Genomic DNA, 24,603 nt, shown 5'->3' with positions numbered 1-24,603 from the left:
CGGACAGGGGGCCGGGTAGGCCCCCAGACGAACCGGATCAGTGACGGTGACGGTGGTGCTTGCGGTTGTTGTCACCCAGGTGGTTGCCGATGGCACCACCGGCCGCGCCGCCCAGGCCGGCACCGACGGTCGAACCGGTCCTGCCGCCGACCGCACCGCCCAGCAGCGAACCGCCCGCCGAGCCCAGGCCACCACCGATAGCGGCTTCGGTACGGTTGCCTTTGCGTGCGCCTACGGCGCTACCCGCTGCGCCACCCAGGCCAGCACCAATGGCTGCGCCGGTCCTGCCGCCGATCGACTGGCCGACAACGTTGCCCAAGGCACCACCCAGACCACCGCCAATGGCGGCAGTACCGTCACCGGCGAAAGCGCCCTGGCACAGCAGCAGGCCAAGGGCAAGGGAAGGCAGAGTTAGACGCATGATTTGAACCTCAAAGGAATCATCGGGGTTAGGTGCCACGCAACGGGTGGCGGGTCAGGGTTGGAAGACGTTTCAGCGGTAGTAGCGGTCACGGTAGCGACGATCATCGTCGTCGTCCCGATCATGGCGATGGTGGTGACGGTGGCCACGGTCGTCGTCGCGCCAGCCATCGTCGTCACGGTAATGGTGGCTATGGCAGCCGGCGACGAGCAGGACGGCGGCGATCAGCGAGAGGCTTGCAAGGCGAGTCATCACGGTATAGGTCCTTGATCCGCAAAGGTTTACGGTGCACTCCCTGAGACTGGAGTCGGTTCATTTGGTTTCCTTGCCGCGCAATATTTTTGTGGTGCAGTCGATGAGCGGCGTGCTTTGCGGTTGCTGTTATGTCCCGCTCGGTCATGGCTTGTCGGCCGGCCGACCCTTAGACTTCAACACAGGCCGCAGCGAAGACGGCCAGTTGCCAACATGGTGAATCACGATGATCGCCCACACTCCCACGCTGTTCGCCGCCGTTGCCCTGGTCGCGATCATCCTGGCGTTCTGTTTGCTGTTGGTTGGCCAGTCCAATCGGCGCGACAACTTGTTGCTGACCGGCTGTGGGCTGCTCGCCCACGCCCTGGCGTACGTTTGCTACACCGTTTATGGCCATGCGCCGCTGTGGCTTTCCTACGGGCTGGGCAACAGCTTGTTGTCCCTGGCGCTGGCGTTCTATTCGGCCAGCCTGTTCCGCATTCGCGAGCAGGTCGTACCCTGGCGGCTTTTGTTCATCATTCCAGTCATCATGCTGACCGGGTTGATGCTGCTGCTCGACACCCTTGAGCCACGCATGTTGCTGGCGACCCTGGTGTTGGTGGTGCAGTGTTCGATGATCCTTTATTGGTCCAGACGCTACGTCGAGCGGCCCGGCAGGGCGCATTTGCTGCTGGAGATCGGCGCCATGATCAGCCTGATCGGCCTGGGCATGCGGGCGCTGGCGGTCGTCAACGGTCATGCTGTCGAAATGCGCTATGACGTCAGCAACCTCAAGCAGAGCATTTCCGTGGCCATCGGCACGGTCACGGTGATGATGTATTCCATCGGCCTGGTGCTGATGGCCAAGGAGCGCAGTGAGTCGCGCTTGCAGCACTTGGCCCTGCGTGATGTGTTGACGGGCACCTTCAACCGCAGGGCGATCCTCGAACGCTTCGCCGTTGAGCTGGACCGTGCCCGAAACGAGCGCAGCAGCCTGGCGGTCGCCATGATCGACATCGACCACTTCAAGCGCATCAATGACCTGCATGGGCACCTGGCCGGCGATGAAGTGTTGTGCCATTGCGTGCGTGAACTGCAAATGCGCTTGCGGCTGAGTGACAGCCTTGGGCGTTATGGCGGTGAGGAGTTTCTGTTGCTGTTGCCGTGTACCGACCGCGAAGGCGCGATGGCCACCTTGCAAAGCCTGCGTGAAACCATCGCCCGCAGCCCGGCGTGTTTTGCCGGTGACGAAATTGCGCTGCGCTTCAGCGTGGGCTTGTGGTGCGGCATTCCCGGACCGCATGACAATACCGCCAGTCTGCTGGCCCAGGCCGACGCGGCGCTGTACCAGGCCAAGGCCGGTGGACGCAATGCCGTGCATATGGCGGTGCTGGTGGATACGGGTTGAAGCAGGCCATTCACGCCTGCCGCTCGCCAGTGCTAGAGTCGCGTTCTTTTTTGCCCTGAGGATGGAACATGCGAGCAATTGTGCCGATGGCCGTTGTGCTGATGCTGGCTGGCTGTGCGTCAGCAACCATGGATGCGGCGCGCAGCGCCAAGCCCACCGCGCAACTTGACTCGCACAAGGCACCTGAGTTGGTGTCCCAGTGCATCCAGTTCAGTTGGCAGGAAGAGTCGGTGTTCGGGGTCGATGCCAGCGGATATCTTGAGCCGCGCAAGCAAGGCGGCTTCACCGTCTACACCCGTGAGGCCGAGTCGTTCGTGGACGTCTACCCACAGGCCGGAGGCACGCGCGTCGATTACTATGCGCAAAAGAATGACAGCCTGGCCTTGCAACGCCGTGCAGCCGCGGCGACCTGCCTCTAAGCTGTATCGCTCACGTCGTGGCAAGGAAGCACGTTATGGATCGATCGCTACTGCTCAATCGCGCGAGCTGGGATGAGCGTGCACCGTTGCATGCCGCATCCAGGGACTATGAAGTCGAGGTGCTGGTCAGTCAGCCCGAGCACCTGAGCGAAACCGTGCGCTTCGACGTGCCACGGCTGGGTGATGTGCGTGGCCTGCGCACGGTGCACCTGCAATGCCATATCGGCACCGACACCGTGTCTTTGGCACGGCTTGGCGCGCAGGTTTGTGGGCTGGATTACTCGGCGGCTTCCCTGCTTGAGGCGCGGCGCCTGGCCGAGCGTTGCGGCGCGGCCATCGAGTATTTCGAGGCCGATGTCTATCAGGCGGAGCGGGTACTGCCTGTCAGCACCTTCGACCTGGTCTATACGGGCATCGGCGCATTGTGCTGGCTTCCTCGTATCGAGCCTTGGGCGCGCACCGTAGCGGCCTTGCTCAAACCCGGCGGGCGGCTGTTTCTGCGTGATGGGCATCCAATGCTGATGGCGGTGAATGAAGACCATCGGGACCGCCTGCAGTTGGAGTACACCTACTTTGAGCAGGAGTCTCCGACGGTATGGCATACCGACCAGACCTATGTCGAGAGCGACCAGCGTCTGCTTCAAACCGAGACCCATGAATGGAACCATGGCCTCGGCGAGGTGATCAGCGCTTTGCTGGCCAATGGGTTGCAACTTTCCTCGCTGGTAGAGCACCAGAGCATTCCCTGGGAGGCCCTGCCAGGGCAGATGGACAAGGGGGCCGATGGAGAGTGGCGCTTGCGTCAGTCTCCCGAACGGCTACCCCTGAGCTACACCTTGCAGGCGATCAAGGCCTGATCAGGACAGGTAGCCACCGTCCACATTGAGCGCGGTGCCGGTGGTATAGCTGGACGCATCGCTGGCCAGGTACAGGACGGCGCCAGCCATCTCCTTGGGGTCGGCTACGCGCTTGAGCGGGATCTGCTGCAGGGCGGCATTGAGGATAGTGTCGTTCTTGACCAGTGCCGAAGCGAACTTGGTGTCGGTCAGGCCGGGCAGCAGGGCATTGCAGCGGATACCGAACTGCGCACACTCCTTGGCGAAGACCTTGGTCATGTTGATCACAGCAGCCTTGGTCACCGAGTAGATGCCTTGGAAGTGGCCGGGTGATACGCCATTGATCGATGCCACATTGATGATGCTGCCACCGCCATGCTCGCGCATCAGCTTGCCGGCCTCCACCGACATGAAGAAGTAGCCACGAATGTTCACGTCCACGGTCTTCTGGAATGCGCTGAGGTCGGTGTCCAGCACGTTGCAGAACTGCGGGTTGGTGGCGGCGTTGTTGACCAGGATGTCCAGGCGACCGAACTGCTCGCGGATGCCGGCGAATACCTGCTGGATCTGCTCCATCTCGCCAATGTGGCAGGCCACCGCAGTGGCCTTGCCGCCCTGCGCGATGATGGCATCGGCCACGTGCTGGCAGCCGTCCAGCTTTCGACTGGAGACGATCACATGGGCACCTTGCTGGGCCAGCAGATGCGCGATGGCCTCGCCGATGCCGCGGCTGGCGCCGGAAACGAAGGCGATCTTGCCGTCGAGGTCGAACAGGTGGGTCTTGGACATGCTGTTTTCCTTGTTGTCTGTCGTCAGAGCGTGGACTTGGCGATGACCTGCAGGCTCATCTGCTCCAGCAGCCGGTTCATGTGAATGAACTGGGCGAAGCGCTTGTCCTGGGTCTGGCCATGGAAGAAGCGGTAGTAGATCTGCTGGACGATGCCGGCCAGGCGGAACAGGCCGTAGCAATAGTAGAAGTCGAAGTTGTCCAGGCTGATGCCAGCGCGCTCGGCGTAGTAATCGACGAACTGGCGACGGGTGAGCATGCCGGGGGCGTTGCTTGGCTGGCGCCGCATCAGTTGAACCGGCGCCGGATCGCTGGCCTCGATCCAGTAGGCCAGGCTGTTGCCCAGGTCCATCAACGGGTCGCCGATGGTGGCCATTTCCCAATCCAGCACGCCGATGATGCGCATGGGGTTTTCGGCATCGAGAATGACGTTGTCGAAGCGGTAGTCGTTATGCACGATGCCAGGGCGTGGGTGATCGGCCGGCATCTTTTCCCGAAGCCAGGCGATGACCTGTTCCCAGCGCGGTGCATCGGGGGTCAGGGCCTTTTCGTAGCGGTTGGTCCAGCCTTCGATCTGGCGTTGCACGTAACCTTCCGGTTTGCCCAGGTCGGTCAGGCCACAGGCGTGATAATCGACTTGGTGCAGTTCCACCAGGCGATCGATGAAACTCTTGCACAGGGCTTCGGTACGCGCCGCATCGAGGTTCAATTCGGCGGGAATGTCCGAGCGCAGGATGATGCCGTTCACCCGCTCCATCACATAGAACTCACCGCCGATCAGCGAGGTATCGGTGCAATGCGCGTACGCTTTCGGGCAGTAGGGGAAGCCACTGTTGAGCTGGTTGAGAATGCGGAATTCACGACCCATGTCGTGGGCCGACTTGGCCTTCTGGCCGAACGGTGGACGGCGCAACACGAATTCGCGGCCAGGGTAGGTGACCAGGTAGGTGAGGTTGGAGGCGCCTCCGGGGAACTGGCTGATCGTCGGTACGCCATCCAGCCCACCGATGTTGGCCTTGAGGTAAGGGTCGATGACGGCCGCGTCGAGTTCTTCGCCGGGGCGTACCTGAGTGGACTGGTCAGTGAGCGTCATGCGTTTTCCTTATTTTCGGTCGCGAGGACTATTGGCTAATCTAATGGCCTGTCGGCCGTGGAACAAGCGTGCCAAGTGTCATATAGGTACGGGTGTTGCCGGCCGATCAATCCCCCTGATAGGCATCTGATGCTTCCCTGTGAGACACAGGCAAAAAAAAACCGAAGCCGGGCAGGCTTCGGTTTTCGTCGCGATTGATGTACCCGCCACTCAGGCCGGGAACAGCTCGCTGAGCTTCATCGACAGCATCATGTCGCCTTCGACGCGCAGCTTGCCGCTCATGAAGGCCTGCATGCCATCGGTGTCACCGCTGACGATACCCTTGAGGGTTTCGCTGTCCAGCACCAGGGTGCAGTTGGCGTCTGCGTTCTCGCCTTCCTGGATTTCGCAGGTGCCGTCCTTGACGAGCAGTGCGTAGTGCTTGTCTTCGTCGGTGATGTTGAAGCCGAACACCAGGTCAAGACCGGCGGCGGCTGCCGGATTGAACTTTGCTTTCATCGCTTCGACGGCTTTAGCTACATCGCTCATGGTGTATTCCTTGTTAAGTAATATTCGCGTCCCAAGGGACAACAAACCGGGCTCATCGATAGGTGACAAGCTCCGGCGCCCTCAACAGCTGCACATGGGCTTGGCTGTTGAAGGAAGCCAGTGACACATCGTTGCCGCGAAACTTCAGCAGGCTGAGCGATGTGTTGATGATCTGCCAGTTCAGCGCGAAGGCTTGGCTGGGGGTTATCCGGGTGACCAGGTGGAGCAGGGCGGCAATGGTACCGCCGGAAGTGAACACGGCAATGTTGTCGCCGCTGCCAGCGCCCTCCAGTACGCGCTGCAGCCCACCGTTGACGCGAGCGGTGAAGGCTTGCCAGGTTTCCAGGCCGTCGTATTCATGATCGCCATCGTGCCAGCGCTGCACCATGAGCGCGAACAAACGCTGGAACTCGCTGCGATTCTGCGTAGGGTTGCGCAGCACATGCAGCGCTTCTGGTTCCACCGCCATCAGGCTAGGGAGCAGGGCGCGGATGACGCCATCGGCGTTGAATTCATTGAACGCATCATCGGTTTCTACCGCCGGGACCTGGCTGCCATGACCCTGCAAGGCTTCGAGCGCCAGGCGCGCGGTATCTTGCTGGCGCCGCAGGCTACCGGCTATGCAGCGGTCCAGCCGCACACCGAGCTGAGCCAGATGCTCGCCCAATGCCTGGCTCTGGCGCACACCGACGGGCGAGAGGACGTCGTAGTCGTCGGCACCGAAGGAGGCTTGGCCATGTCGGATCAGATAGAGGTTGCCCACAGAGGTATCCGGCCGGTTGGAGGTTGCTGGGAGGTTAGGATGCGGCACACAGGCTGTCAACGAAAAAACATACAAGCGTTTGAAAAGGTTGTTTGAAAGATGTTGCCAGCCTTTACCCCGGCTGGCAGCGCCTTAGGCTCGTCGGTATGCTTGCATCAGTGTCGCGTCGTTCAGGCGCTGTTCTATCAAGGAGTCAACGTGGAGTTTCTTGCCGAATACGCAAGCTTTCTCGCTAAAACCGCCACCCTGGTGATTGCCATCCTGGTGGTGTTGTCCGCCATTGCCGGCATGCGCGGCAAAGGGCGGCGCAAGTCGGGTGGGCAGTTGCAGGTCACTCGCCTCAACGAGTTCTACAAAGAGTTGCGCGAGCGCCTGGAGGCTGGTCTGCTCGACAAGGCCCAGCTCAAGGCGTTGCGCAAGCAGCAGGCCAAGGCGGAAAAACAGCAGAAGAAGGGCAAGGCCGAAGAGAAGCGTCGGGTATTCGTGCTCGACTTCGATGGCGATATCAAAGCTTCGGCCACCGAAAGTTTGCGCAATGAGATCACCGCGCTGCTGACCCTCGCCACGCCACGAGATGAAGTGGTGCTGCGTCTGGAAAGCGGCGGCGGCCTGGTGCACAGCTATGGGCTGGCGGCATCGCAACTGGCGCGTATCCGTCAGGCCGGCATACCGCTGACCGTGTGTATCGACAAGGTGGCGGCCAGTGGTGGTTACATGATGGCCTGCATTGGCGAGAAGATCGTCAGTGCACCGTTCGCCGTACTTGGATCGATCGGCGTGGTGGCGCAACTGCCTAACGTCAATCGCCTGCTGAAGAAGCACGACATCGACTTCGAGGTGCTGACCGCCGGCGAGTACAAGCGCACCCTGACCGTCTTCGGCGAGAACACCGAAAAGGGCCGGGAGAAATTCCAGGAAGACCTGGATATCACCCACCAGCTGTTCAAGGACTTCGTCTCTCGTTATCGCCCGCAGTTGCACATCGATGAAGTGGCGACCGGCGAAGTGTGGCTGGGCGTAGCGGCGTTGAACCGCAAGTTGGTGGATACGCTGCAGACCAGCGACGAATACCTCAGTGAGTGTGCTCGCGAGGCCAACCTGTTCCATGTGCATTACGCCGAGCGCAAGAGCTTGCAGGAGCGCATCGGCATGGCGGCCAGCGGCACGGTTGAGAATGCCGTGGTCGGGTTGTGGAGCAAACTTGGCCGTCTGCGCTAACACGTTGAACCCCTTGAATATTTTTTCTGTTCAGGGGGTTGCAAGGCGCAAAGAATGCAGACATAATGGCGCCCATCGAAACGCAGCGAACTTTGAAAAAGGTTCAGTGTTTCAAGGAGATAGCAAAGCGAAAGCAGCTAGATCCGAACTTTGAGGCCGAGTAGCAAAGTGGTTATGCTCCGGATTGCAAATCCGTCTACGCCGGTTCGATTCCGACCTCGGCCTCCACTATTCGAAAGCCCCGCAGATGAAAATCTGCGGGGTTTTTTCTTGTGTGCGTCCAAAAAAGAAAACCCGCCGAATAGGCGGGCTGAAAGAACGTACGGAGAGCCTGCAGTCTGTCCCGCGCGTTGTCAGAATTTCGTGAAGCGCAGGTTGCAAGGTCATCGATCAAAAAAAAAGCCCGCCAGGCGGCGGGCAATCAACGTATTGAAGGGAGAGCCTGTAGGATGGTGCCTGCCGGTTAACCCAGCGTTAAGTCCTCTCTCCATTGCACCGAGAACTCCCATGCGCGACGAAGACGATCTGCACGAACCCGAGCACGACCATTTGCTCGACCACGAATTCCTCTATGACGAAGGCGACGCGTTTGAGGCCGATGCCCAAGGCGCCGAGGACGAGACCGAGCAAGACATGCTGGATGATCTCGACGATGAAGAGCGCGATCATCCAGCCTGGCACGACGACTGCGAAGACGATTGAATCAGCGACCGTCCAGCGAGAAGCGCCCCGGGCCGCTCACGGCCAGCAGCAACATTCCACCGACAATGCTGAGGTTTTTCAGAAACTGAGTCATGTTGGCACTACGCTCGGGGTCGACCATGTTCCAGAACGGGTGCCCCAGAAGCGCCGTGCCCAGTACGAACAGGGCGAACAGGAAGGCCAGCGGGCGGGTGTAGAATCCCAGGATCAGCACGATCCCGACAAAGAACTCCATGATGACCGCTATGGCCGCTGCCAGCATCGGGGCAGGGGCGCCCAGTGATGTCATGTAACCGACGGTACCCTCGAAGCCGGTCAGTTTGCTCCAGCCAGAGAGTACGAACAGGATCATCAGCAACACGCGGGCAATCAGGATGATGAGGTCGCGTTGACCATCGAACAGGGTGTAGCGCATGGTGGCATTCCAGTGGACGGTGACACACTCCACTCTAGCAGTTGCGCTGGGGTTTTCCGGCGGGCAGCAAAAAGGCGCCGCAAGGGCGCCTTTTCTGGAATTTGGTGCGAGTGGCGGGACTCGAACCCGCAAGGCTCACGCCGACAGATTTTAAGTCTGCTGTGTATACCAATTCCACCACACTCGCACGCTTGAAAGGGTCGTGGCGACCGGCGCGCTTCTAGGCAGAAGGGCCTGACAATCAAGCGCGCTTTATAACCCATTGTTATAGTTGAGTCAACTGCAGAGCCTACTCTCAAAAAGATACAGGTCGGTCGCACAGGTCGTTGACACAGGGATGTCATTAGGCCACTGTCGCCTGATTATTGGATCCAAAGAGGGAAATGCCATGGTTCGGGCCGCACCCACCGCTGTTGATGAGGCTCGCCTCGTCCGCCCTCGGCTGGTCTGGCGTCTAGTGTTCATCCAGGTGCTGCTCATGGGAGGCTTTTTGTATGTGAGCCTGTTGTGCCTTGGCGGTTTCCTGTTGATGGTGGGATTTGACGACCAGCACTCCCAAGCGCAGCGTCTGATGGCGCTGGCAGGTGGTGGCCTGATTCTGCTGGTAAGCCTGTGGCTGCTGAAAGTCGCAATGCCTCGGCGGCTGGTTCCCGTACTGGTCGAGCGTGATCGTCAATAGGTAGTTACAGCAGCAGGGGAAACAGGCATGCTTGGCTAGATTCACTATAAACATCCCGCTGTGGCTGCCTGGGAGTCCGCATGGTTTCAGCTGCCCCCTTCAACCATCCCGTCATGCCGGCCAACCGCTACGAGCAGTTGGTGCAGTCGGTGGTCGACTATGCCATCTATATGCTTGACCCCACCGGGCACGTGGTGTCCTGGAATGCCGGTGCCGAGCGGATCAAGGGTTACCGTGCCGAAGAGGTGATCGGCCAGCATTTCTCGTTGTTCTTCACTGAGCAGGATTGTGCGCAAGGGCGTCCCGATGTGTTGCTTCGCCAGGCGCTGGAGCAGGGCGTTGCGCAGGATGAAGGCTGGCGTGTGCGTAAGGACGGTACCCAGTTCTGGGCGCTGGCCGCGCTGGACGTGATCCGCGACTCCCAAGGGCAAGTGGTCGGCCTGGCCAAGGTCACGCGGGACATCACCGACCGGCGCGACTCGGCCTTGCAGCTCGATGCCATGCGCGCCCAGCTGTTCCAGGCGCAGAAGCTCGAAGCCCTGGGCCAGTTGACGGGTGGCCTGGCCCATGATTTCAACAACCTGCTGACCATCATTCTCAACTCGGCCCGGATGGCGCTGGTCAGTCAGGACCCGAAACGGGTCCAGCGGATGCTGGAGCATATTCTCGACGCGGGCAAGCGCGGCACGGAGCTGACTCAGCAACTGCTCAGTTTCGCTCGTCACCGTCAGCTGGATGTCACGCGAATTGCCCCTGCTGAACTGATCGCCTCCACCCGAGGTCTTCTGGAGCATGCCTTGCCCAGCGACATCGAGCTCAACGAGCGCCTGCAACCTGACTTGCCGTTGATCGAGGTCGACGCCGGGCAATTGCAGATGGTGCTGCTCAACTTGCTGTTCAACGCGCGCGATGCCATCGAAGGACCGGGTCAGATCAATATCGAGGTGGATGCCGTGGAGCTTGCCGGTGAAGTGGAGGGGCTGCGCGGGCGCTACGTGCGATTCGAAGTCCGGGATACTGGCGCGGGCATTGACCCACAGACGTTGCCGCGCATCTTCGAGCCTTTTTTCACCACCAAGGCGTTTGGCAAGGGCACCGGGCTTGGCCTTAGCCAGGTGTATGGCTTTGCCAAGCAAAGCAACGGCGCAATCTGCGTGGAAAGCGCGACCGGTCAGGGCACATGCATGAGCCTTTACTTGCCGGTGTATCAACACGAAGCGGAACCTACAACTGACAGGTAAGCGCCATGGTCCAGTCTCTGAGCAGGTTGGTGACGGGTATCGCGGGGCTCGATGCCCTGCTCAAGGGCGGCCTGGTCACCGGGGCCTCCTACATCATTCAGGGGCCGCCTGGTGCCGGCAAGACCATCCTGGCAAATCAGCTGGCTTGCGGGCATGTACTCAACGGCGGTCGTGTGCTGGTAGTGACATTGCTCAGCGAGTCCCACGAACGGCTGTTCCAGTACATGGGAACCCTCGAGTTCTTCGACCCGGTTCTGGTGGGTGATCAGATCCAGTTCGTCAGTGCCTTCGATACCCTGGAGCAGGAAGGGCTCGAAGCCGTGGTCAGGCTGCTGCGCCAGGAGATCGGCCGGCATCAGGCCAGTTTGCTGATCGTCGATGGCGTGCTCAATGCCCGGGCGCGGGCGGACTCGGCGCTTGAAACCAAGAAGTTCGTGTCTGAATTGCAGGGGCATGCAGCGTTCGCTGGTTGCACGGTGCTGCTGCTGACCAGTGCCCGACTCGATGAGGGTAGCCCCGAGCACACCATGGTCGATGGTGTCATCGAGTTGGGTGAGCAACTGGTAGGCAGCCGTGCGGTGCGGCATATACAACTACGCAAGACTCGAGGGAGCGGCGCCTTGTCGGGGCGCCACGAGTGCCTGATCGACGAGGCCGGGATGCATGTCTATCCGCGCCTGGAGTCACTGTTCAGTCGTCCCAGCCATACCGGCGCTGCCAGCCTCAGTCGCGTGACCAGCGGGGTGCCAACGCTGGATGAAATGCTCGATGGTGGCCTGGCCTCAGGCTCGGTCAGCCTGGTGATGGGGCCCTCGGGGATCGGCAAGACATCGTTGGGCCTGGCGTTTCTCGCCGCCAGCAGTGCGCAGGCGCCGGGCCTGCACTTCGGCTTCTACGAGACGCCAGAGCGGCTGCGCCTGAAGGCGGCATCGCTGGGCTACGATTTTGCAGCGCTGGAGCGCGACGGTGCCCTGCAGTTGTGCTGGCAGCCCACCACCGAAGGGTTGCTGGACCAGGTGGGCGCACGCCTGCTCGCGCAGGTGGAGGCGCTGGGGGCCAAGCGGGTGCTGATCGACAGCCTGGGGGCATTCAGTCGCCTGGCCATCGACCCGGCCCGGCTCAACGCCTTTTTCCGGGCCTTGACCGGAGAGCTGCGTGCTCGCGACATCAGCGTCCTGCTGACCTGGGAAATGCGCGATATATTCGGCTCGGAAATCACCGCCCCGGCTCCGGACCTATCGAGCATCGTCGACAACCTCATGCTCATGCGCTTCGTCGAACTGGATTCGCAATTGCGGCGTATGCTGTCGATTCTCAAGGTGCGCGACAGCCATCATGACCCCGCGCTGCACGAGATGCGCATGGGGCCGCAGGGGGTCTCTCTGCGCAAGGCCTTCGAGGGCGCGTGCGGGGTGCTCTCGGGCACGCCGGTGCCGCCGGCGAGTGGGTAGGCCATGAACACCATCCTGATCGTCGATGACGAGTACCTGATTGCCGATATCCTCGGTTTCGCCCTGGAGGACGAGGGTTTCCTGGTGGAAAAGGCAAGCAATGGCCGTAAAGCCCTGGAGGCGCTTCAGGACAAACGCGTGGAATTGGTGATCACCGACTACATGATGCCGGTGCTCAATGGCGAGGAGTTGGTGCGGGCGATTCGCGACGAACTGCAGCTGCACGACCTGCCAGTGATCCTCATGAGCGGCGCTCAGGCCAGCCAAGGACGCCCGGAACTGTTCGCCGCGGTGTTCGACAAACCGTTCGACATGGACAAAATGATCGCCAAGGTGCGCGAACTCCTGGGCACCTGAGGCGAGCGCGTGCCGTCAGATCAAGCGCGTCCGTGCGACTTGAGGCAACGCGACTCAGTGCGAGTCGTCGTGTTTTTCCGGTGCTGGGTTGCCAGCCTGGATGCGTTTGAAGATTTCTTCACGATGAACCTGTACATCCTTCGGTGCATCGATGCCAATCCTCACCTGCATCCCTTTAACGCCCAGAATGGTGACTTTGATGTCATCGTTGATGACGATGCTTTCGCCAACCTTACGGGTGAGTATCAGCATGTAGTTCTCCTTGGTGGTGTCGATATCCGCGTGGCCATTTGGCGAGGCGGTGGGAGCTGGTCCCTCTTCCTTCTCATTAAAGACGCTTTCGGCGGATAGTAATTCCCCGGAATACAAATTCTGTAGCGTGTCTTTAGTCGCAGGTGCCGACGAAATCTGCTTTGGCAGCGTCGGCGAAGGTGCTCGCTGGCAAGAATAGGGGGCTTCGAGGCAGATGGGAAATTTCCTTGCATGATGGGCCAGATAGCAAGGCTCAATGGGCCTGCGAATTTTCCAGCGCCTGCAGGAACAGCAGCAAGGCTACCTCCTCAGGCTCCAGTCCCTGCCGGTTGCGGCTGCGGGGCAATGCAGCCAGTTGCCCGAGATGGAAATGCTCCAGTACCGCCGGGTGGATGTAGCAGCGCCGGCACACCGCGGGAGTGTTACCCAGCCGGCTGGCAACCTGCCTGACGATGGCTGCCACCTGGCGTTTGGCTTCGCTTTCCGGCTCCCAGGCCAGAGGCCTGAGCAGGCTCAGGGCAAGGCTGCTACCGGCCCAGGTGCGATAGTCCTTGGCGGTGAAGTCGGCGCCGGTCAATTGCTGGAGGAACTGGTTGATATCGCTTGAGCCGATGCTGCGGCGCTGGCCTTGCTCATCCAGGTACTGGAACAGTGTCTGCCCAGGCAGCTCGATACAGCGCTTGAGCAGGTTCGCCAGGCGTCGGTCGCGCAGGGTCACATCATGCTCGACGCCGCGCTTGCCGCGGAACTGGAAGCGTATGGTGCTCCCTTCGACGGTGACGTGGCGATTGCGCAGGGTGGTCAGGCCATACGACTTGTTATCGCGCAGGTACTGTGGGTTGCCGATGCGAATCAGGGTGCTGTCGAGCAGGCTCACCACCAAGGCGATGATTTTCTCTCGATCCAGCCCCGGGCGCGCCAAGTGGCTGTCGATATGCTTGCGCAGCTTGGGCAGGGCCCTGGCGAAGGCCAGCATGCGCCCGAACTTGTGCTGGTCGCGCAGCTCGCGCCATTGAGTGTGGTAGCGGTACTGCTTGCGGCCACGGACGTCGCGGCCAGTGGCCTGCAGATGGCCCTGTGGGTCCAGGCATATCCACACATCGGTATAGGCGGGGGGGATGGCCAGGGCGGCGATCCGCGCGAGCGTCTCGCCATCGCGCACCCGCTGGCCCTCTGGGTCCAGGTAGATGAACCGACCACGCCATTTGCGCCTGGTCAGTCCTGGTTGGGTGTCGTCGACGTAGTGCAAGGTCGCGGGCAGGGGGTGGTCGAGCATCGCTGGCAGGCCTCGATCAGTGCTATGACCAATGGACAGCAGGCGTGCGACGGATGCTCAGCCCAACAGTGCTACCGATTTGATCTGGGCAATCAACGCCTGACCTGGATGCAGGTCGAGTTGGTCGGCAGAAAACCGGGTGATGCGCGCCAGCAAGGCGTTGTCGCCAGCATCGAGGCTCACCAGCACGTGCGCAGGGTTGTCTGCAGGGCGACATTCGCGCACGCGCACCGCCAGCCGGTTAAGGATGCTGGACGTGCTGTCTGCGCCAAGCGCGAGGCTCACATCACGGGCCTGAACTTTGACCCGCAGCGTGCTGCCCAGTGCGTGGGGCGGATGCGCGATGCGCAGCACAGGGCCATCGCTGCCGGGCAGGCGCAGGTCGAGCAGATCGTAATGCGCGTCGTGACCGACCACCCGGCCTTCGAAGACCACCCCGGCCTCTTCGCCCTGCGCCAACGGTAAGTCCAAGCGGGCGAGGGTTTCGCCAATCGGGCCACTGGCGACTGCCTTGCCTTGCTCCAGGAGTACCAGGTGGTCCGCCAGCCGTGCCACTTCGTCCTGAGCATGGCTGACATACACAAGGGGAATGTCCAGTTCATCGTGCAGGCGCTCAAGATACGGCAGGATCTCACGCTTGCGAGGCCCGTCCAAGGCCGCCAGCGGCTCGTCCATCAGTAACAGGCGCGGGCTGCTGAGCAAGGCGCGTGCAATGCCGACTCGTTGCGCCTCGCCACCCGACAAGGTGGCTGGCTTGCGCGCAAGCAAAGGGCCGATGCCCAGCAACTGGCACGCTTGCTCCAGGCCGACCTTGCGTTCGCCCGCGGGCACCCGGCGCCAGCCGAATTCCAGGTTGCCGCGCACCGACAAGTGCGGGAACAGGCTCGCTTCTTGGAACACGTAGCCCACCGGGCGCAGGTGGGGAGGCTGGAAAAAGCCGCGAGCGCTGTCTTCCCAGATCTCGCCATTGACCTCGATGTAGGCGCTGGCGGCGCGCTCCAGGCCCGCCAGGCAGCGTAGACACGACGTCTTGCCAGACCCGGAGTGGCCAAACAGTGCACTGATCCCGCGCCCCGGCAGGTGCAGGTCGACATCCAGGGTGAAGTCCTCGCGGGCCAGCTCGAGGCGCGCCACGATCGTCGTGCTCATGTCAGCTCCAGCCCGCTTTGCTGCGGCGCCCGGCGTACAGCAAGAGCAGCACGAGGAAAGAGAACACCAGCATGGTCCCGGCCAGCCAGTGCGCTTGCGAATAGGCCATGGCTTCGACGTGATCGAAGATCTGAACGGAGACCACGCGGGTCTTGTCCGGAATATTGCCGCCGATCATCAGCACCACGCCAAACTCGCCGACGGTATGGGCGAAGCCGAGGATAGTGGCGGTGACGAAGCCAGGGCGTGCCAGCGGCAGCACAACGTGCACGAAGGTGTCCCAAGGGCTGGCACGCAGAGTGGCGGCCACTTCCAGCGGGCGCTGGCCTATGGCGCTGAAGGCGTTCTGCAACGGCTGCACCACGAACGGCATGGAGTACACCACCGAGCCGATGACCAGCCCGCTGAAGCTGAACACCACGCTGCCCAGGCCAAGCGCCTGAGTAGCCTGGCCGACCCAGCCGTGCGGACCGAGGGCAATCAGCAGGTAGAAGCCAATGACCGTGGGTGGCAATACCAGGGGCAGTGCCACCACGGCGCCTACCGGCCCGCGCAGCCACGAGCTCGTGCGCGCCAGCCACCAGGCGATGGGGGTGCCTAGGATCAGCAGAATCAAGGTGGTCAGGCTGGCCAGTTTGACGGTCAGCCAGAGGGCACCCAGGTCACTGGCGTCCAGTGGCATCAGATTTCATATCCGTAGGACTTGATCACTGCTGCTGCCTTCGGGCCCTTCAGGTACGCGACCAGCGCCTTGGCGGCTGCGTTGTCCTTGCCTTTTTTGAGAATCACCGCGTCCTGACGGATCGGGGCGTGCAGGTTGGACGGTACGATCCACGCCGAACCGTTGCTCACCTTGCCGTCCTTGTAGATTTGCGACAGCGCGACGAAACCCAGTTCGGCGTTGCCGGTGGAGACGAACTGGAAGGCCTGGGTGATGTTCTGGCCCTCGACGATCTTGCTCTGGGTGGCTTCTTTGAGCCCCAGCCTGTCCAGCACCTGTGTGGCGGCCAGGCCATAAGGCGCGGTCTTGGGGTTGGCGATGGACAGGTGCTTGAAGTCGTTCTTCTTCAGCACTTCACCCTCGGCGTCCACGTAGCCTTCCTTGGCCGACCACAGTGCCAGAGTGCCCACGGCGTAGGTGAAACGCGAGCCTGGGACGATTTCCTGTTCGTGTTCGAGTTTGGCCGGTGTGCTGTCGTCGGCCGACAGAAACACGTCGAAAGGTGCGCCGTTCTTGATCTGGGCGTAGAACTGGCCAGTCGCCCCGTAGGCGGCGACCAGCTTGTGCCCGGTGTCCTTCTCGAAGTCTTTGGCGATGGCCTGGATAGGCGCGGTGAAGTTGGCTGCCACCGCCACCTGGACCTCATCGGCCCAGGCACTGTTGAGTGAGACCAGGCTGGCCAGGGCGGTGACAGCCAGGTGGGACAGGCGGATACGCATGAAGACGGCTCCAGAGGGTTATCGTTATAGCCTGAACTATATAGCGATAAACTGTTCGCGTGGAAGAGGCCGGCGTGTTGGGGGATTCAGCGGGTAATCAGCGCCAGTGCCTTCTCGGCGATCTCGCGGGTCAACTGCTCGGCCGGCATCGGCCTGCCCAGCCGCAAGGCCTGCCCTGACCACAGGTTGCTGAAGTCGCTGGCGCCTCGTGGGTCGCTGACTGCCCGCAACGGCATCAGCGCACCGCCTGCCAGGGGGAAGCGTGGGGCCAGTTCGCTCATGGCGCCCAGCTCGCGCATGATGCGGTTGTTGATGCCTCGGGCAGGGCGCCCGGTGAACAGGTTGGTCAGCGCGGTGTCGCTGGCCGGCGCGTTGTCCAGGGCATGACGATGGGCCGGGGAAACCTTGGCTTCAGGGCTGAACAGGTAGGCGGTGCCGATCTGTACGGCGGACGCACCCAGGGCCAGTGCAGCGACCAGGCCACGGTGATCACCGATGCCGCCGGCGGCGATCACGGGTACCTGCACCGCATCGGCGATCTGCGGTACCAGGGCGAAGGTGCCGATCTGACTGTTGATGTCGTCGGTCAGGAACATGCCGCGATGGCCGCCTGCTTCATAGCCCATGGCAATGATCGCATCGCAACCATGGGCCTGCAGCCATACCGCTTCTTCGACAGTGGTGGCGCTGGACAGTACCTTGGCACCGCTGGCCTTGACCCGTTGCAGCAGCTCGGGCGCTGGCAAGCCGAAGTGGAAGCTGACCACCTCGGGGTGCAACTGCTCGATCAGCTTGCAGCTCTGTTCATCGAACGGGGCACGGTTTGACACGGGGGTCGGTGCCTCGAAGTCGACGCCCAGTTCGTCGTAATAGGGCTTGAGCGCCTGCTTCCAGCGAGCGGCCTGCTGCGCATCTGGCACCGGTGGTTGGTGGCAGAAGAAATTGAGGTTCAACGGGCCCTGGCAGGCTGCGCGAAACGTCTCGATCTCACGCCGTAGCTGCTCCTCGGTGAGCATGGCACAGGGCAGGGCACCCAAACCACCGGCCTTGCCCACCGCGATCGCCATGGCCGAGCCTGAAGCCCCGGCCATCGGTGCCTGGAGGATGGGCAACCGGATGCCCAGCAGATCGAGGATACGACGGTCGGGCCAGTGGCTCATGGGGCTCTCCTTGCGAGTGTGCGATGGGGGCTGGGTTCAGGCCTCAGAGTGCCTTGCTGACTTGAATGTCGCTGATCTTGTCTGCGTCGTCACCATGGATCTTGCGCAGGGCTTCCAGGGCTTGCTCCTGGGAGTTGTCGGGCATCAGGGCGAAGTCCCAGCGGCGCTGGCCGTCGAGCTTGTACTTGATGACGTATTTGATGGTCTGGGTCATGGCAGCCTTATCCGAGTTTCGACGACGAGCGGCGAATGATCTTGATCTTGTGAGTGAAGGTCGGCTTGCGCGTCACCGAGATCGGGCGTGAGGTCACGGTATCGAGGGTGATATTCCAGAAACCGGTGCTGGGTACGGTGATCTTGGCCGGGAAACGCTCGAAGTGGCCACCATGGTAGGTGTGGCGGCCGCCGTTCTTGAAACTGCGGAAATTGGCGTCGTTCATCAGGCGAATATTGCAGCGCTGGGAACACTCGATGACCACGATGTCGTCTTCGTTGAGGTGCTCGCGCTGGTGAATGAATTTCATGGGGGGCCCCGCAAGGTGTAATTCTGCAAACGCGAACAATACCACGATGGCGGGCGGCGCTGCCGTGCTCGATGGTCGGGCTGCAGATAAATCTGCCAAAGCAGGGAGCAAAACCGCCTGGCTGTTGTCCAACGCGGTTCCTGACGGCAGAGGTGCAGTAAATGAAGTGGTTGGTGGCGGCGTTGACCTTGACCCTCGGTGGTTGTGTCAGTGTGACGGAACTGGAGCAGTCTCACGAAACGTTGGATGTCATTTCTGGCAAGACGCCGCGTGAGTACGCCGATTGCGTCAAGCACAAGCTTGCAGATAGCCGAGACCCCTTGGTGGAGGAGTCGCGCAGCGACGGCCTGCGCCTGATCGTGCCGCAGAAGCTGTCGGCCGGTGTCGGCCCGGCGGCGTTGGTCGATATCGACAAGCGTGGTAGCGGCAGCAGCATCAAACTGCACGAGCGCCTTAACAACTTCCCATTGCGCCTGGGTGATGTGCGCACGGCGGCGACGCAATGCATCTCGGGCAGTTGACCTGGCTCAAGTAAAGCGCGGTTAGAAGGCTAATTGCCATCCTCTGGTCGGCCTGGGCGTTGTTGCGACTTTCCCTGCGGGGCTAGTATCCATTTGCTTATGTTTTTTATGCCTAAGCTTATAACAAAAGAAATGGAGATTCGTGATGACCCCGTTGAGTCGAGTCGTGATCGGCGGCCTGCTGATCCTGGCCTGGCCCGCGGCGCATGCCGCCGATGGCCAGAAAGTCTTCACCCAGGGTGGGGCCAACCCCGCCGCCATGGCCTGCCTAGGCTGTCATGGCGCAGACGGCAAGGGCATTGCCGCCGCAGGGTTCCCGCGTCTGGCTGGGTTGCCCGCCGGTTATCTGAGCAAGCAACTGCATGACTGGCGCGCTGGCAGCCGCAAACAGTCGGTCATGGAGCCCCTGGCCAAAGCGTTGACCGAGGCCGAGATCGAGGCGGTCAGCACTTACCTGGCCAAGCGGTCCGGCGACCCCGCCCCCGATCTGCGCCGCCAGCGGATCGCCAACGACAGCGTTACCCGGCTGGCGCTTTACGGTGACTGGAGTCGGCAGATCCCCGGTTGCGTGCAGTGCCATGGCCCTGGGGGCAGTGGGGTTGGCCAACATTTCCCGCCCCTGGCTGGGCAGCCGGCCGGTTATCTGGCCGCGCAACTCAACGCCTGGCGCGACGGCAGTCGCAGCAATGACCCCAACCAGCTGATGGTCGGTGTGGCCAAGGCCATGACCGATGACGAGGTCACGGCTATCGCTGAGTTCTTCGCCCGTCCAGCTCGCCAGGAGGTCAAGCCATGAGACCATTGATGCCAATCGCGTTGCTGTTGGTCATGTGCAACGCCCACGCCGCCCCCGTTGCCATGGAAGACCAGTCGCAGCTGAAGGTGCCCGACGCCCAGTCCTCGCCACAGTTCGTCCCGCCTCTGGAAAGCACGCTGCCGGACAACGCCTTCGGCAAGATGGTGCGCGAGGGGCATGCACTGTTCGTCGATACCCGCAGGCTGATGCCCGAAGCCGTGGGCAATGGCATGAACTGCAGCAACTGCCACCTCGATCAGGGTCGCCTGGCCCACTCTGCGCCAATGTGGGGCGCTTACCCGATGTATCCGGCATATCGCAAGAAAAACGACAAGGTCAACACCTATGCCGAACGCATCCAAGGGTGTTTCCAGTTCAGCATGAACGGTACACCGCCAGCGGTCGACAGCCCACAGATGACGGCGCTTTCGGTGTATTCCTACTGGCTGTCGAGCAAGGCGCCAACCGGCGTCGAGATCGCCGGGCGTGGTTACCCCGAGGTGCCGCAACCCAAGGGCGGCTATGACTTCACCCGAGGCCAGCAGGTCTACCGCGAACAGTGCGCGATCTGCCACGGCAATAACGGAGAGGGCCAGAAAGTGGCGGGCGAGTATGTCATGCCGCCGCTCTGGGGCAAGGATTCCTACAACTGGGGTGCCGGCATGCATCGGATCAACACGGCGGCCTCCTTCATCAAATACAACATGCCCTTGGGCAAGCCCGGCAGCCTGAGCGATCAGCAGGCCTGGGACGTAGCGGCCTGGGTCAACCGGCACGAACGGCCACAGGATCCACGTTTGATCGAGGGCTCGGTGGAGAAGACGCGGGTCAAGTTCCACGCCAATGACGGGGTCAACCTGTATGGGCAGAAAGTGGACGGTGTGCTGATTGGGCAAGGCACCGGTAGCTGAGGCGCATCCCCGTCCTGTCACACCTGTATCACGGCACTGTAACCACCGACAGGTAGCAATGGCTGCGTGCATGTCGAAGGAGCGCGGCCATGGAGCTTTGTGTGATCGGAGCGGGGTATGTGGGCCTGGTGACGGCGGCCTGTTTTGCCGAGATGGGTAACCGGGTGGTGTGCCTGGAACGCGACCAGCAGCGCTTGGCGCAGTTGCGCCAGGGACATTGCCCCATTCACGAGCCCGGTCTGGAGGTGCTGCTCAAGAGCGGCCTGAGCCGCGGCCAGTTGAGTTTCAGCGACGACTGGCAGCAGGCCTTGGCCCGGGCCGACGTGGTGTTCATCGCGGTCGGCACGCCTAGCCAGGAGGACGGCTCGGCTGACCTGCAGCATGTCATGGCAGTGGCGGACAGCCTGGGTCGGCACCTGCGATGCCCTTGCCTGGTGGTGAACAAGTCGACGGTGCCAGTGGGCACTGCCGAGCGTGTGGCCGCGCAGATTGCGCTGGGTTTGCGTGAGCGTCGTGCGGGCTTTGCCGTCGAGGTGGCCAGCAATCCGGAGTTTCTCAAGGAGGGCAGCGCCCTGGACGACTTCATGCGCCCGGACCGTATCGTCATCGGCAGTGACAGTGAGGCCGCCCGCCAGTTGTTGCAGCGCCTGTACGCGCCGTTCGTGCGCAACCATGAGCGCATATTGATAATGACGCCGCGCGCCGCCGAGCTCACCAAGTACGCAGCCAATGCGTTCCTGGCGACCAAGATCTCGTTCGTTAACGAACTGGCCGGCCTGTGCGCCTGCCTGGGCGTGGACATCGAACAGGTACGCCGTGGCATCGGCAGCGACCGGCGCATCGGCAGCCATTTCATCTACGCGGGTTGCGGCTACGGCGGCTCATGCTTCCCCAAGGATGTGCGTGCGCTGATTCATACCGCCGAGCAGCAAGGTTACCCGTGCGCAATCCTTCAGGCGGTGCAGGCCCGCAACGAACAGCAGAAAACCCTGCTGTACAGTGCGTTGCACCAGCACTTCGGTGGCTTCCTGCGAGGGCGGGTGGTAGCGCTTTGGGGGATGGCATTCAAACCAGGCACCGACGATTTGCGCGAAGCCCCAAGCCTGGTGTTGCTGGATGCCCTGCTGGCCTCGGGCACGCGGGTCCAGGCCTGCGATCCGGTAGCGCTGTCGGCGGTTGCCGAGCGCTACCCGTGGGCCGTAGCCAGCGGCCAGTTACGTCTGCACGATGACCCGTACGCCTGTGTCGAAGGGGCGGATGCGCTGGTTCTGGTGACCGAATGGAAGCAGTTCCGACAGCCGGACTTCCCCCGCGTACGGGGCTTGATGCGCATGCCGGTAGTGTTCGATGGGCGTAATATTTACGATCCGCTGGAACTATCTACACTGGGTTATCTCTATCATGGCATCGGTCGGCCACAGGCGGGGCATTGTAAGGTGACTGCCGCCTGATTAGACTGCGCCGAATTCCAACAGGCCTTGCCTTTGTTTAAGGACGTATATGATCAAAAAATGCTTGTTCCCGGCCGCCGGCTACGGCACCCGCTTCCTGCCTGCTACAAAAGCCATGCCCAAGGAAATGCTGCCGGTGGTCAACAAGCCACTGATCCAGTATGGCGTCGAGGAGGCCCTGGACGCCGGCCTGACCGAGATCTCCATCGTCACTGGCCGTGGCAAGCGCGCCCTGGAAGACCACTTCGACATCAGCTACGAGCTGGAAAACCAGATCAAGGGCACCGACAAGGAAAAGTACCTGGTCGGTATCCGTCGCCTGCTGGATGAGTGCTCGTTCTCCTACACCCGTCAGACCGAGATGAAGGGCCTGGGCCATGCGATTCTCACCGGCCGTCCGCTGATCGGCGACGAGCCGTTCGCCGTGGTGCTGGCCGACGACCTGTGCGTCAACCCGGAAGGTGACGGCGTTCTGACCCAGATGGTCAAGCTGTACAACCAGTTCCGTTGCTCGATCGTCGCCATCCAGGAAGTCGATCCGCAGGAAACCAACAAGTACGGTGTCATCGCTGGTGACATGATTCGCGACGACATCTTCCGTGTCACCAACATGGTCGAGAAGCCCAAGCCCGAAGACGCGCCGTCGAACCTGGCAATCATCGGTCGCTACATCCTGACGCCGGACATCTTCGACATCATCGCCAACACCGAGCCTGGCAAAGGTGGCGAGATTCAGATCACCGACGCCCTGATGCAGCAGGCGCAGAATGGCTGCGTGATTGCGTACAAGTTCAAGGGCAAGCGTTTCGACTGCGGTGGCGCCGAAGGCTACATCGACGCGACCAACTTCTGCTTCGAGAACTACTACAAGACTGGCAAGGCTTACTGATAAGCCTGGCAGGTCCAGAAGCCACCCTCCGGGGTGGCTTTTTTGTTTGCGGCGGCCAACGGGGGTATGCTGGACGCCAGCCAAGGAGACTGAATACATGGCCTACGATTTTGATCTGTTCGTGATTGGCGCCGGTTCCGGCGGTGTGCGTGCCGCGCGTTTCGCTGCGGGCTTCGGCGCGAAAGTGGCGGTGGCCGAGAGCCGCTATCTGGGCGGTACGTGTGTCAACGTCGGCTGTGTGCCGAAAAAACTGCTGGTGTATGGCGCCCACGTGGCCGATGAGTTGGAACAGGCTGCCGGCTTCGGCTGGACGCTGGAAGAAGGCCATTTCGACTGGGGCACGCTGATCGCCAACAAGAACCGTGAAATCGAGCGGCTCAACGGCATCTACCGCAATCTGCTGGTCAACAGTGGCGTGAACCTGTTGCAAGGGCATGCGCGCATGACCGGTGCCCACGAGGTGGAAGTGGAAGGCCAGCGCTACAGCGCCGAGCACATCCTCATTGCCACGGGCGGCTGGCCGCAGGTGCCGGACATTCCGGGCAAGGAGCTGGCCATCACTTCCAACGAGGCCTTCTACCTCAAGGACCTGCCGCGCCGCGTTCTGGTGGTTGGCGGCGGCTACATCGCGGTCGAATTTGCCGGGATCTTCCAGGGCCTTGGCGCCGATACCACGCTGCTGTACCGGGGCGATCTGTTCCTGCGGGGCTTCGATGGATCGGTGCGGACCCACCTCAAGGAGGAGCTGGAAAAGCGCGGCTTGAACCTGCAGTTCAATGCCGACATCCAGCGCATCGACAAGCTGGAGGATGGCAGCCTCAAGGCCACGCTCAAGGATGGTCGCGAGCTGCTCACCGACTGCGTGTTCTATGCCACCGGACGTCGCCCGATGCTGGACAACCTGGGCTTGGAGAATACCGGTGTGGAGCTGGATCCACGTGGCTACATCCGGGTTGACGAGCAGTACCAGACCACCGAACCCTCGGTGTTGGCGATTGGCGATGTGATCGGCCGCGTCCAGCTGACCCCGGTAGCATTGGCCGAAGGCATGGCCGTGGCCAGGCGGTTGTTCAAGCCTGAGCAGTATCGCCCAGTGGATTACCAGAACATTCCTACCGCAGTGTTCAGCCAGCCGCCGATTGGTACGGTGGGCCTTACCGAGGAACAGGCCCTGGCGGCCGGGCACAAGGTGCAAATCTTCGAGAGCCGCTTCCGGGCGATGAAGCTGACCCTGACCGACATCCAGGAAAAAACCCTGATGAAGCTGGTGGTGGACGCCGAGACCGACAAAGTGCTGGGGTGCCACATGGTCGGGCCGGATGCAGGCGAGATCATCCAGGGCCTGGGTATTGCGCTCAAGGCCGGGGCTACCAAGCAGCAATTCGACGAGACTATCGGCGTGCACCCGACGGCGGCCGAAGAGTTCGTGACCTTGCGTACCGCCACGCGCTGACGTGTTAGAGCGGGTTCCCCACGCAGCCTTCGACGCAGTGTTGGGCACCGGCTTTGCCGGTGCTCGCGGTGAACCTGCTCCCACGGCCCACGCGGCGTATCGCGCAATCCTTTGCTCAGCGCAATCCCTTCTATTAATAAACCTCGGTTATAGCCAAAACCAATCGCAAGCATGAGCTTTGCCAATGAGCCTTTATGGGGATGAGCGGTTAGGATTCTCTCCGTCAACTGAT

At 61.7% G+C, this 24,603-nt stretch carries 30 protein-coding genes and 2 tRNA genes; 16 read left to right on the top strand and 16 right to left on the bottom strand.

Going from position 1 to position 24,603, the window contains the following annotated elements; all coding sequences use genetic code 11:
* Positions 1-37 precede the first annotated feature (37 nt).
* Both H620_RS0124185 and H620_RS0124180 read right to left on the bottom strand, forming a co-directional pair.
* On the bottom strand, positions 38-421 hold the full coding sequence (locus H620_RS0124185) for a glycine zipper domain-containing protein (protein ID WP_023381297.1): 384 nt from the start codon (positions 419-421) through the stop codon (positions 38-40).
* 72 nt (positions 422-493) lie between these two features.
* Positions 494-673: a hypothetical protein gene (locus H620_RS0124180; protein WP_023381296.1), complete on the bottom strand. Its 180-nt coding sequence runs from the start codon at positions 671-673 to the stop codon at positions 494-496.
* Between the two features lie 226 nt (positions 674-899).
* On the opposite strand from H620_RS0124180, the gene H620_RS0124175 reads away from it, so the two are divergent.
* From H620_RS0124175 to H620_RS0124165, 3 genes are all read left to right on the top strand, one after another.
* Entirely contained in the window at positions 900-2,060 is a 1,161-nt protein-coding gene (locus tag H620_RS0124175) for a GGDEF domain-containing protein (protein WP_027908183.1), read from the top strand.
* Between the two features lie 68 nt (positions 2,061-2,128).
* Entirely contained in the window at positions 2,129-2,479 is a 351-nt protein-coding gene (locus H620_RS0124170; protein WP_027908182.1) for a hypothetical protein, read from the top strand.
* A 35-nt stretch (positions 2,480-2,514) separates the two neighbouring features.
* Complete coding sequence (locus tag H620_RS0124165) at positions 2,515-3,336, top strand: class I SAM-dependent methyltransferase (protein WP_023381293.1); 822 nt, start codon at positions 2,515-2,517, stop codon at positions 3,334-3,336.
* Here the strand turns inward: H620_RS0124165 and H620_RS0124160 are convergent, their stop codons facing one another.
* The 4 genes from H620_RS0124160 to H620_RS0124145 form a co-directional block, all read right to left on the bottom strand.
* Entirely contained in the window at positions 3,337-4,104 is a 768-nt protein-coding gene (locus H620_RS0124160) for an SDR family oxidoreductase (RefSeq protein ID WP_023381292.1), read from the bottom strand.
* Positions 4,105-4,127: 23 nt separating this feature from the next.
* Entirely contained in the window at positions 4,128-5,195 is a 1,068-nt protein-coding gene (locus H620_RS0124155; protein WP_027908181.1) for a phosphotransferase family protein, read from the bottom strand.
* A 210-nt stretch (positions 5,196-5,405) separates the two neighbouring features.
* The gene (locus tag H620_RS0124150) at positions 5,406-5,723 is read right to left on the bottom strand and encodes an SCP2 sterol-binding domain-containing protein (RefSeq protein ID WP_023381290.1); all 318 of its coding nucleotides are present in this window, start codon (positions 5,721-5,723) and stop codon (positions 5,406-5,408) included.
* 52 nt (positions 5,724-5,775) lie between these two features.
* Positions 5,776-6,486: a histidine phosphatase family protein gene (locus tag H620_RS0124145; RefSeq protein WP_023381289.1), complete on the bottom strand. Its 711-nt coding sequence runs from the start codon at positions 6,484-6,486 to the stop codon at positions 5,776-5,778.
* A gap of 198 nt (positions 6,487-6,684) precedes the next feature.
* Between H620_RS0124145 and sohB the strand changes: the two genes are divergently transcribed.
* From sohB to H620_RS0124125, 3 genes are all read left to right on the top strand, one after another.
* Positions 6,685-7,704, top strand: coding sequence for a protease SohB (gene sohB, locus H620_RS0124140; RefSeq protein ID WP_023381288.1), 1,020 nt, complete (start codon positions 6,685-6,687; stop codon positions 7,702-7,704).
* 154 nt (positions 7,705-7,858) lie between these two features.
* Positions 7,859-7,932, top strand: a tRNA-Cys gene (locus H620_RS0124130).
* A 279-nt stretch (positions 7,933-8,211) separates the two neighbouring features.
* Positions 8,212-8,406 carry a hypothetical protein gene (locus H620_RS0124125; protein WP_023381287.1) on the top strand — a complete coding sequence of 65 codons (195 nt, stop codon included), beginning with the start codon at positions 8,212-8,214 and terminating at the stop codon, positions 8,404-8,406.
* Position 8,407: 1 nt separating this feature from the next.
* Here H620_RS0124125 and H620_RS0124120 read toward each other — a convergent pair whose 3' ends face one another.
* Both H620_RS0124120 and H620_RS0124115 read right to left on the bottom strand, forming a co-directional pair.
* Complete coding sequence (locus tag H620_RS0124120; protein WP_023381286.1) at positions 8,408-8,821, bottom strand: DoxX family protein; 414 nt, start codon at positions 8,819-8,821, stop codon at positions 8,408-8,410.
* Positions 8,822-8,923: 102 nt separating this feature from the next.
* Positions 8,924-9,008: transfer RNA gene (locus tag H620_RS0124115), tRNA-Leu, on the bottom strand.
* A 201-nt stretch (positions 9,009-9,209) separates the two neighbouring features.
* Here H620_RS0124115 and H620_RS0124110 point away from each other — a divergent pair.
* From H620_RS0124110 to H620_RS0124095, 4 genes are all read left to right on the top strand, one after another.
* Positions 9,210-9,500 carry a hypothetical protein gene (locus H620_RS0124110; protein WP_023381285.1) on the top strand — a complete coding sequence of 97 codons (291 nt, stop codon included), beginning with the start codon at positions 9,210-9,212 and terminating at the stop codon, positions 9,498-9,500.
* Positions 9,501-9,580: 80 nt separating this feature from the next.
* Positions 9,581-10,741, top strand: coding sequence for a two-component system sensor histidine kinase NtrB (locus H620_RS0124105; RefSeq protein WP_023381284.1), 1,161 nt, complete (start codon positions 9,581-9,583; stop codon positions 10,739-10,741).
* Between the two features lie 5 nt (positions 10,742-10,746).
* On the top strand, positions 10,747-12,192 hold the full coding sequence (locus H620_RS0124100; protein ID WP_023381283.1) for an ATPase domain-containing protein: 1,446 nt from the start codon (positions 10,747-10,749) through the stop codon (positions 12,190-12,192).
* A gap of 3 nt (positions 12,193-12,195) precedes the next feature.
* Positions 12,196-12,549 carry a response regulator gene (locus H620_RS0124095; protein ID WP_023381282.1) on the top strand — a complete coding sequence of 118 codons (354 nt, stop codon included), beginning with the start codon at positions 12,196-12,198 and terminating at the stop codon, positions 12,547-12,549.
* A 54-nt stretch (positions 12,550-12,603) separates the two neighbouring features.
* Here H620_RS0124095 and csrA read toward each other — a convergent pair whose 3' ends face one another.
* From csrA to H620_RS0124055, 8 genes are all read right to left on the bottom strand, one after another.
* Positions 12,604-12,801 (bottom strand): carbon storage regulator CsrA, encoded by a 198-nt coding sequence (gene csrA, locus H620_RS0124090; protein ID WP_023381281.1) that lies wholly within the window; start codon positions 12,799-12,801, stop codon positions 12,604-12,606.
* A gap of 253 nt (positions 12,802-13,054) precedes the next feature.
* Positions 13,055-14,077, bottom strand: a complete 1,023-nt coding sequence (locus H620_RS0124085) for a DNA topoisomerase IB (RefSeq protein WP_027908179.1) — start codon at positions 14,075-14,077, stop codon at positions 13,055-13,057.
* 57 nt (positions 14,078-14,134) lie between these two features.
* Positions 14,135-15,226, bottom strand: a complete 1,092-nt coding sequence (modC, locus tag H620_RS0124080; protein ID WP_023381279.1) for a molybdenum ABC transporter ATP-binding protein — start codon at positions 15,224-15,226, stop codon at positions 14,135-14,137.
* Position 15,227: 1 nt separating this feature from the next.
* On the bottom strand, positions 15,228-15,908 hold the full coding sequence (gene modB, locus H620_RS0124075; protein WP_023381278.1) for a molybdate ABC transporter permease subunit: 681 nt from the start codon (positions 15,906-15,908) through the stop codon (positions 15,228-15,230).
* Positions 15,908-16,666 (bottom strand): molybdate ABC transporter substrate-binding protein, encoded by a 759-nt coding sequence (modA, locus tag H620_RS0124070; protein ID WP_023381277.1) that lies wholly within the window; start codon positions 16,664-16,666, stop codon positions 15,908-15,910. The genes modB and modA overlap by 1 nt, the downstream gene beginning before the upstream one ends.
* Positions 16,667-16,752: 86 nt before the next feature.
* Positions 16,753-17,826, bottom strand: coding sequence for an NAD(P)H-dependent flavin oxidoreductase (locus tag H620_RS0124065; RefSeq protein ID WP_023381276.1), 1,074 nt, complete (start codon positions 17,824-17,826; stop codon positions 16,753-16,755).
* Between the two features lie 43 nt (positions 17,827-17,869).
* Entirely contained in the window at positions 17,870-18,040 is a 171-nt protein-coding gene (locus H620_RS27250) for a hypothetical protein (RefSeq protein ID WP_023381275.1), read from the bottom strand.
* A gap of 7 nt (positions 18,041-18,047) precedes the next feature.
* Positions 18,048-18,350, bottom strand: a complete 303-nt coding sequence (locus tag H620_RS0124055; protein ID WP_023381274.1) for a DUF1883 domain-containing protein — start codon at positions 18,348-18,350, stop codon at positions 18,048-18,050.
* A 161-nt stretch (positions 18,351-18,511) separates the two neighbouring features.
* Here H620_RS0124055 and H620_RS0124050 point away from each other — a divergent pair, with 161 nt between their 5' ends.
* The 6 genes from H620_RS0124050 to gorA all read left to right on the top strand — a co-directional run bounded on the left by H620_RS0124050 (position 18,512) and on the right by gorA (position 24,371).
* On the top strand, positions 18,512-18,871 hold the full coding sequence (locus H620_RS0124050; protein WP_023381273.1) for a hypothetical protein: 360 nt from the start codon (positions 18,512-18,514) through the stop codon (positions 18,869-18,871).
* A 145-nt stretch (positions 18,872-19,016) separates the two neighbouring features.
* On the top strand, positions 19,017-19,667 hold the full coding sequence (locus tag H620_RS0124045; RefSeq protein ID WP_023381272.1) for a c-type cytochrome: 651 nt from the start codon (positions 19,017-19,019) through the stop codon (positions 19,665-19,667).
* The gene (locus tag H620_RS0124040) at positions 19,664-20,578 is read left to right on the top strand and encodes a c-type cytochrome (RefSeq protein ID WP_023381271.1); all 915 of its coding nucleotides are present in this window, start codon (positions 19,664-19,666) and stop codon (positions 20,576-20,578) included. The genes H620_RS0124045 and H620_RS0124040 overlap by 4 nt, the downstream gene beginning before the upstream one ends.
* An 89-nt stretch (positions 20,579-20,667) precedes the next feature.
* Complete coding sequence (locus H620_RS0124035; protein ID WP_023381270.1) at positions 20,668-22,029, top strand: UDP-glucose dehydrogenase family protein; 1,362 nt, start codon at positions 20,668-20,670, stop codon at positions 22,027-22,029.
* Positions 22,030-22,078: 49 nt separating this feature from the next.
* The gene (galU, locus tag H620_RS0124030; RefSeq protein WP_023381269.1) at positions 22,079-22,918 is read left to right on the top strand and encodes a UTP--glucose-1-phosphate uridylyltransferase GalU; all 840 of its coding nucleotides are present in this window, start codon (positions 22,079-22,081) and stop codon (positions 22,916-22,918) included.
* Between the two features lie 97 nt (positions 22,919-23,015).
* Entirely contained in the window at positions 23,016-24,371 is a 1,356-nt protein-coding gene (gene gorA / locus H620_RS0124025; protein WP_027908178.1) for a glutathione-disulfide reductase, read from the top strand.
* Positions 24,372-24,603 lie beyond the last annotated feature (232 nt).

This window comes from Pseudomonas taiwanensis DSM 21245, assembly GCF_000425785.1.
Lineage (GTDB): Bacteria > Pseudomonadota > Gammaproteobacteria > Pseudomonadales > Pseudomonadaceae > Aquipseudomonas > Aquipseudomonas taiwanensis.
Note: the sequence above shows the minus strand (reverse complement) of the source record. Positions and strands in the feature narration are given on the sequence as shown.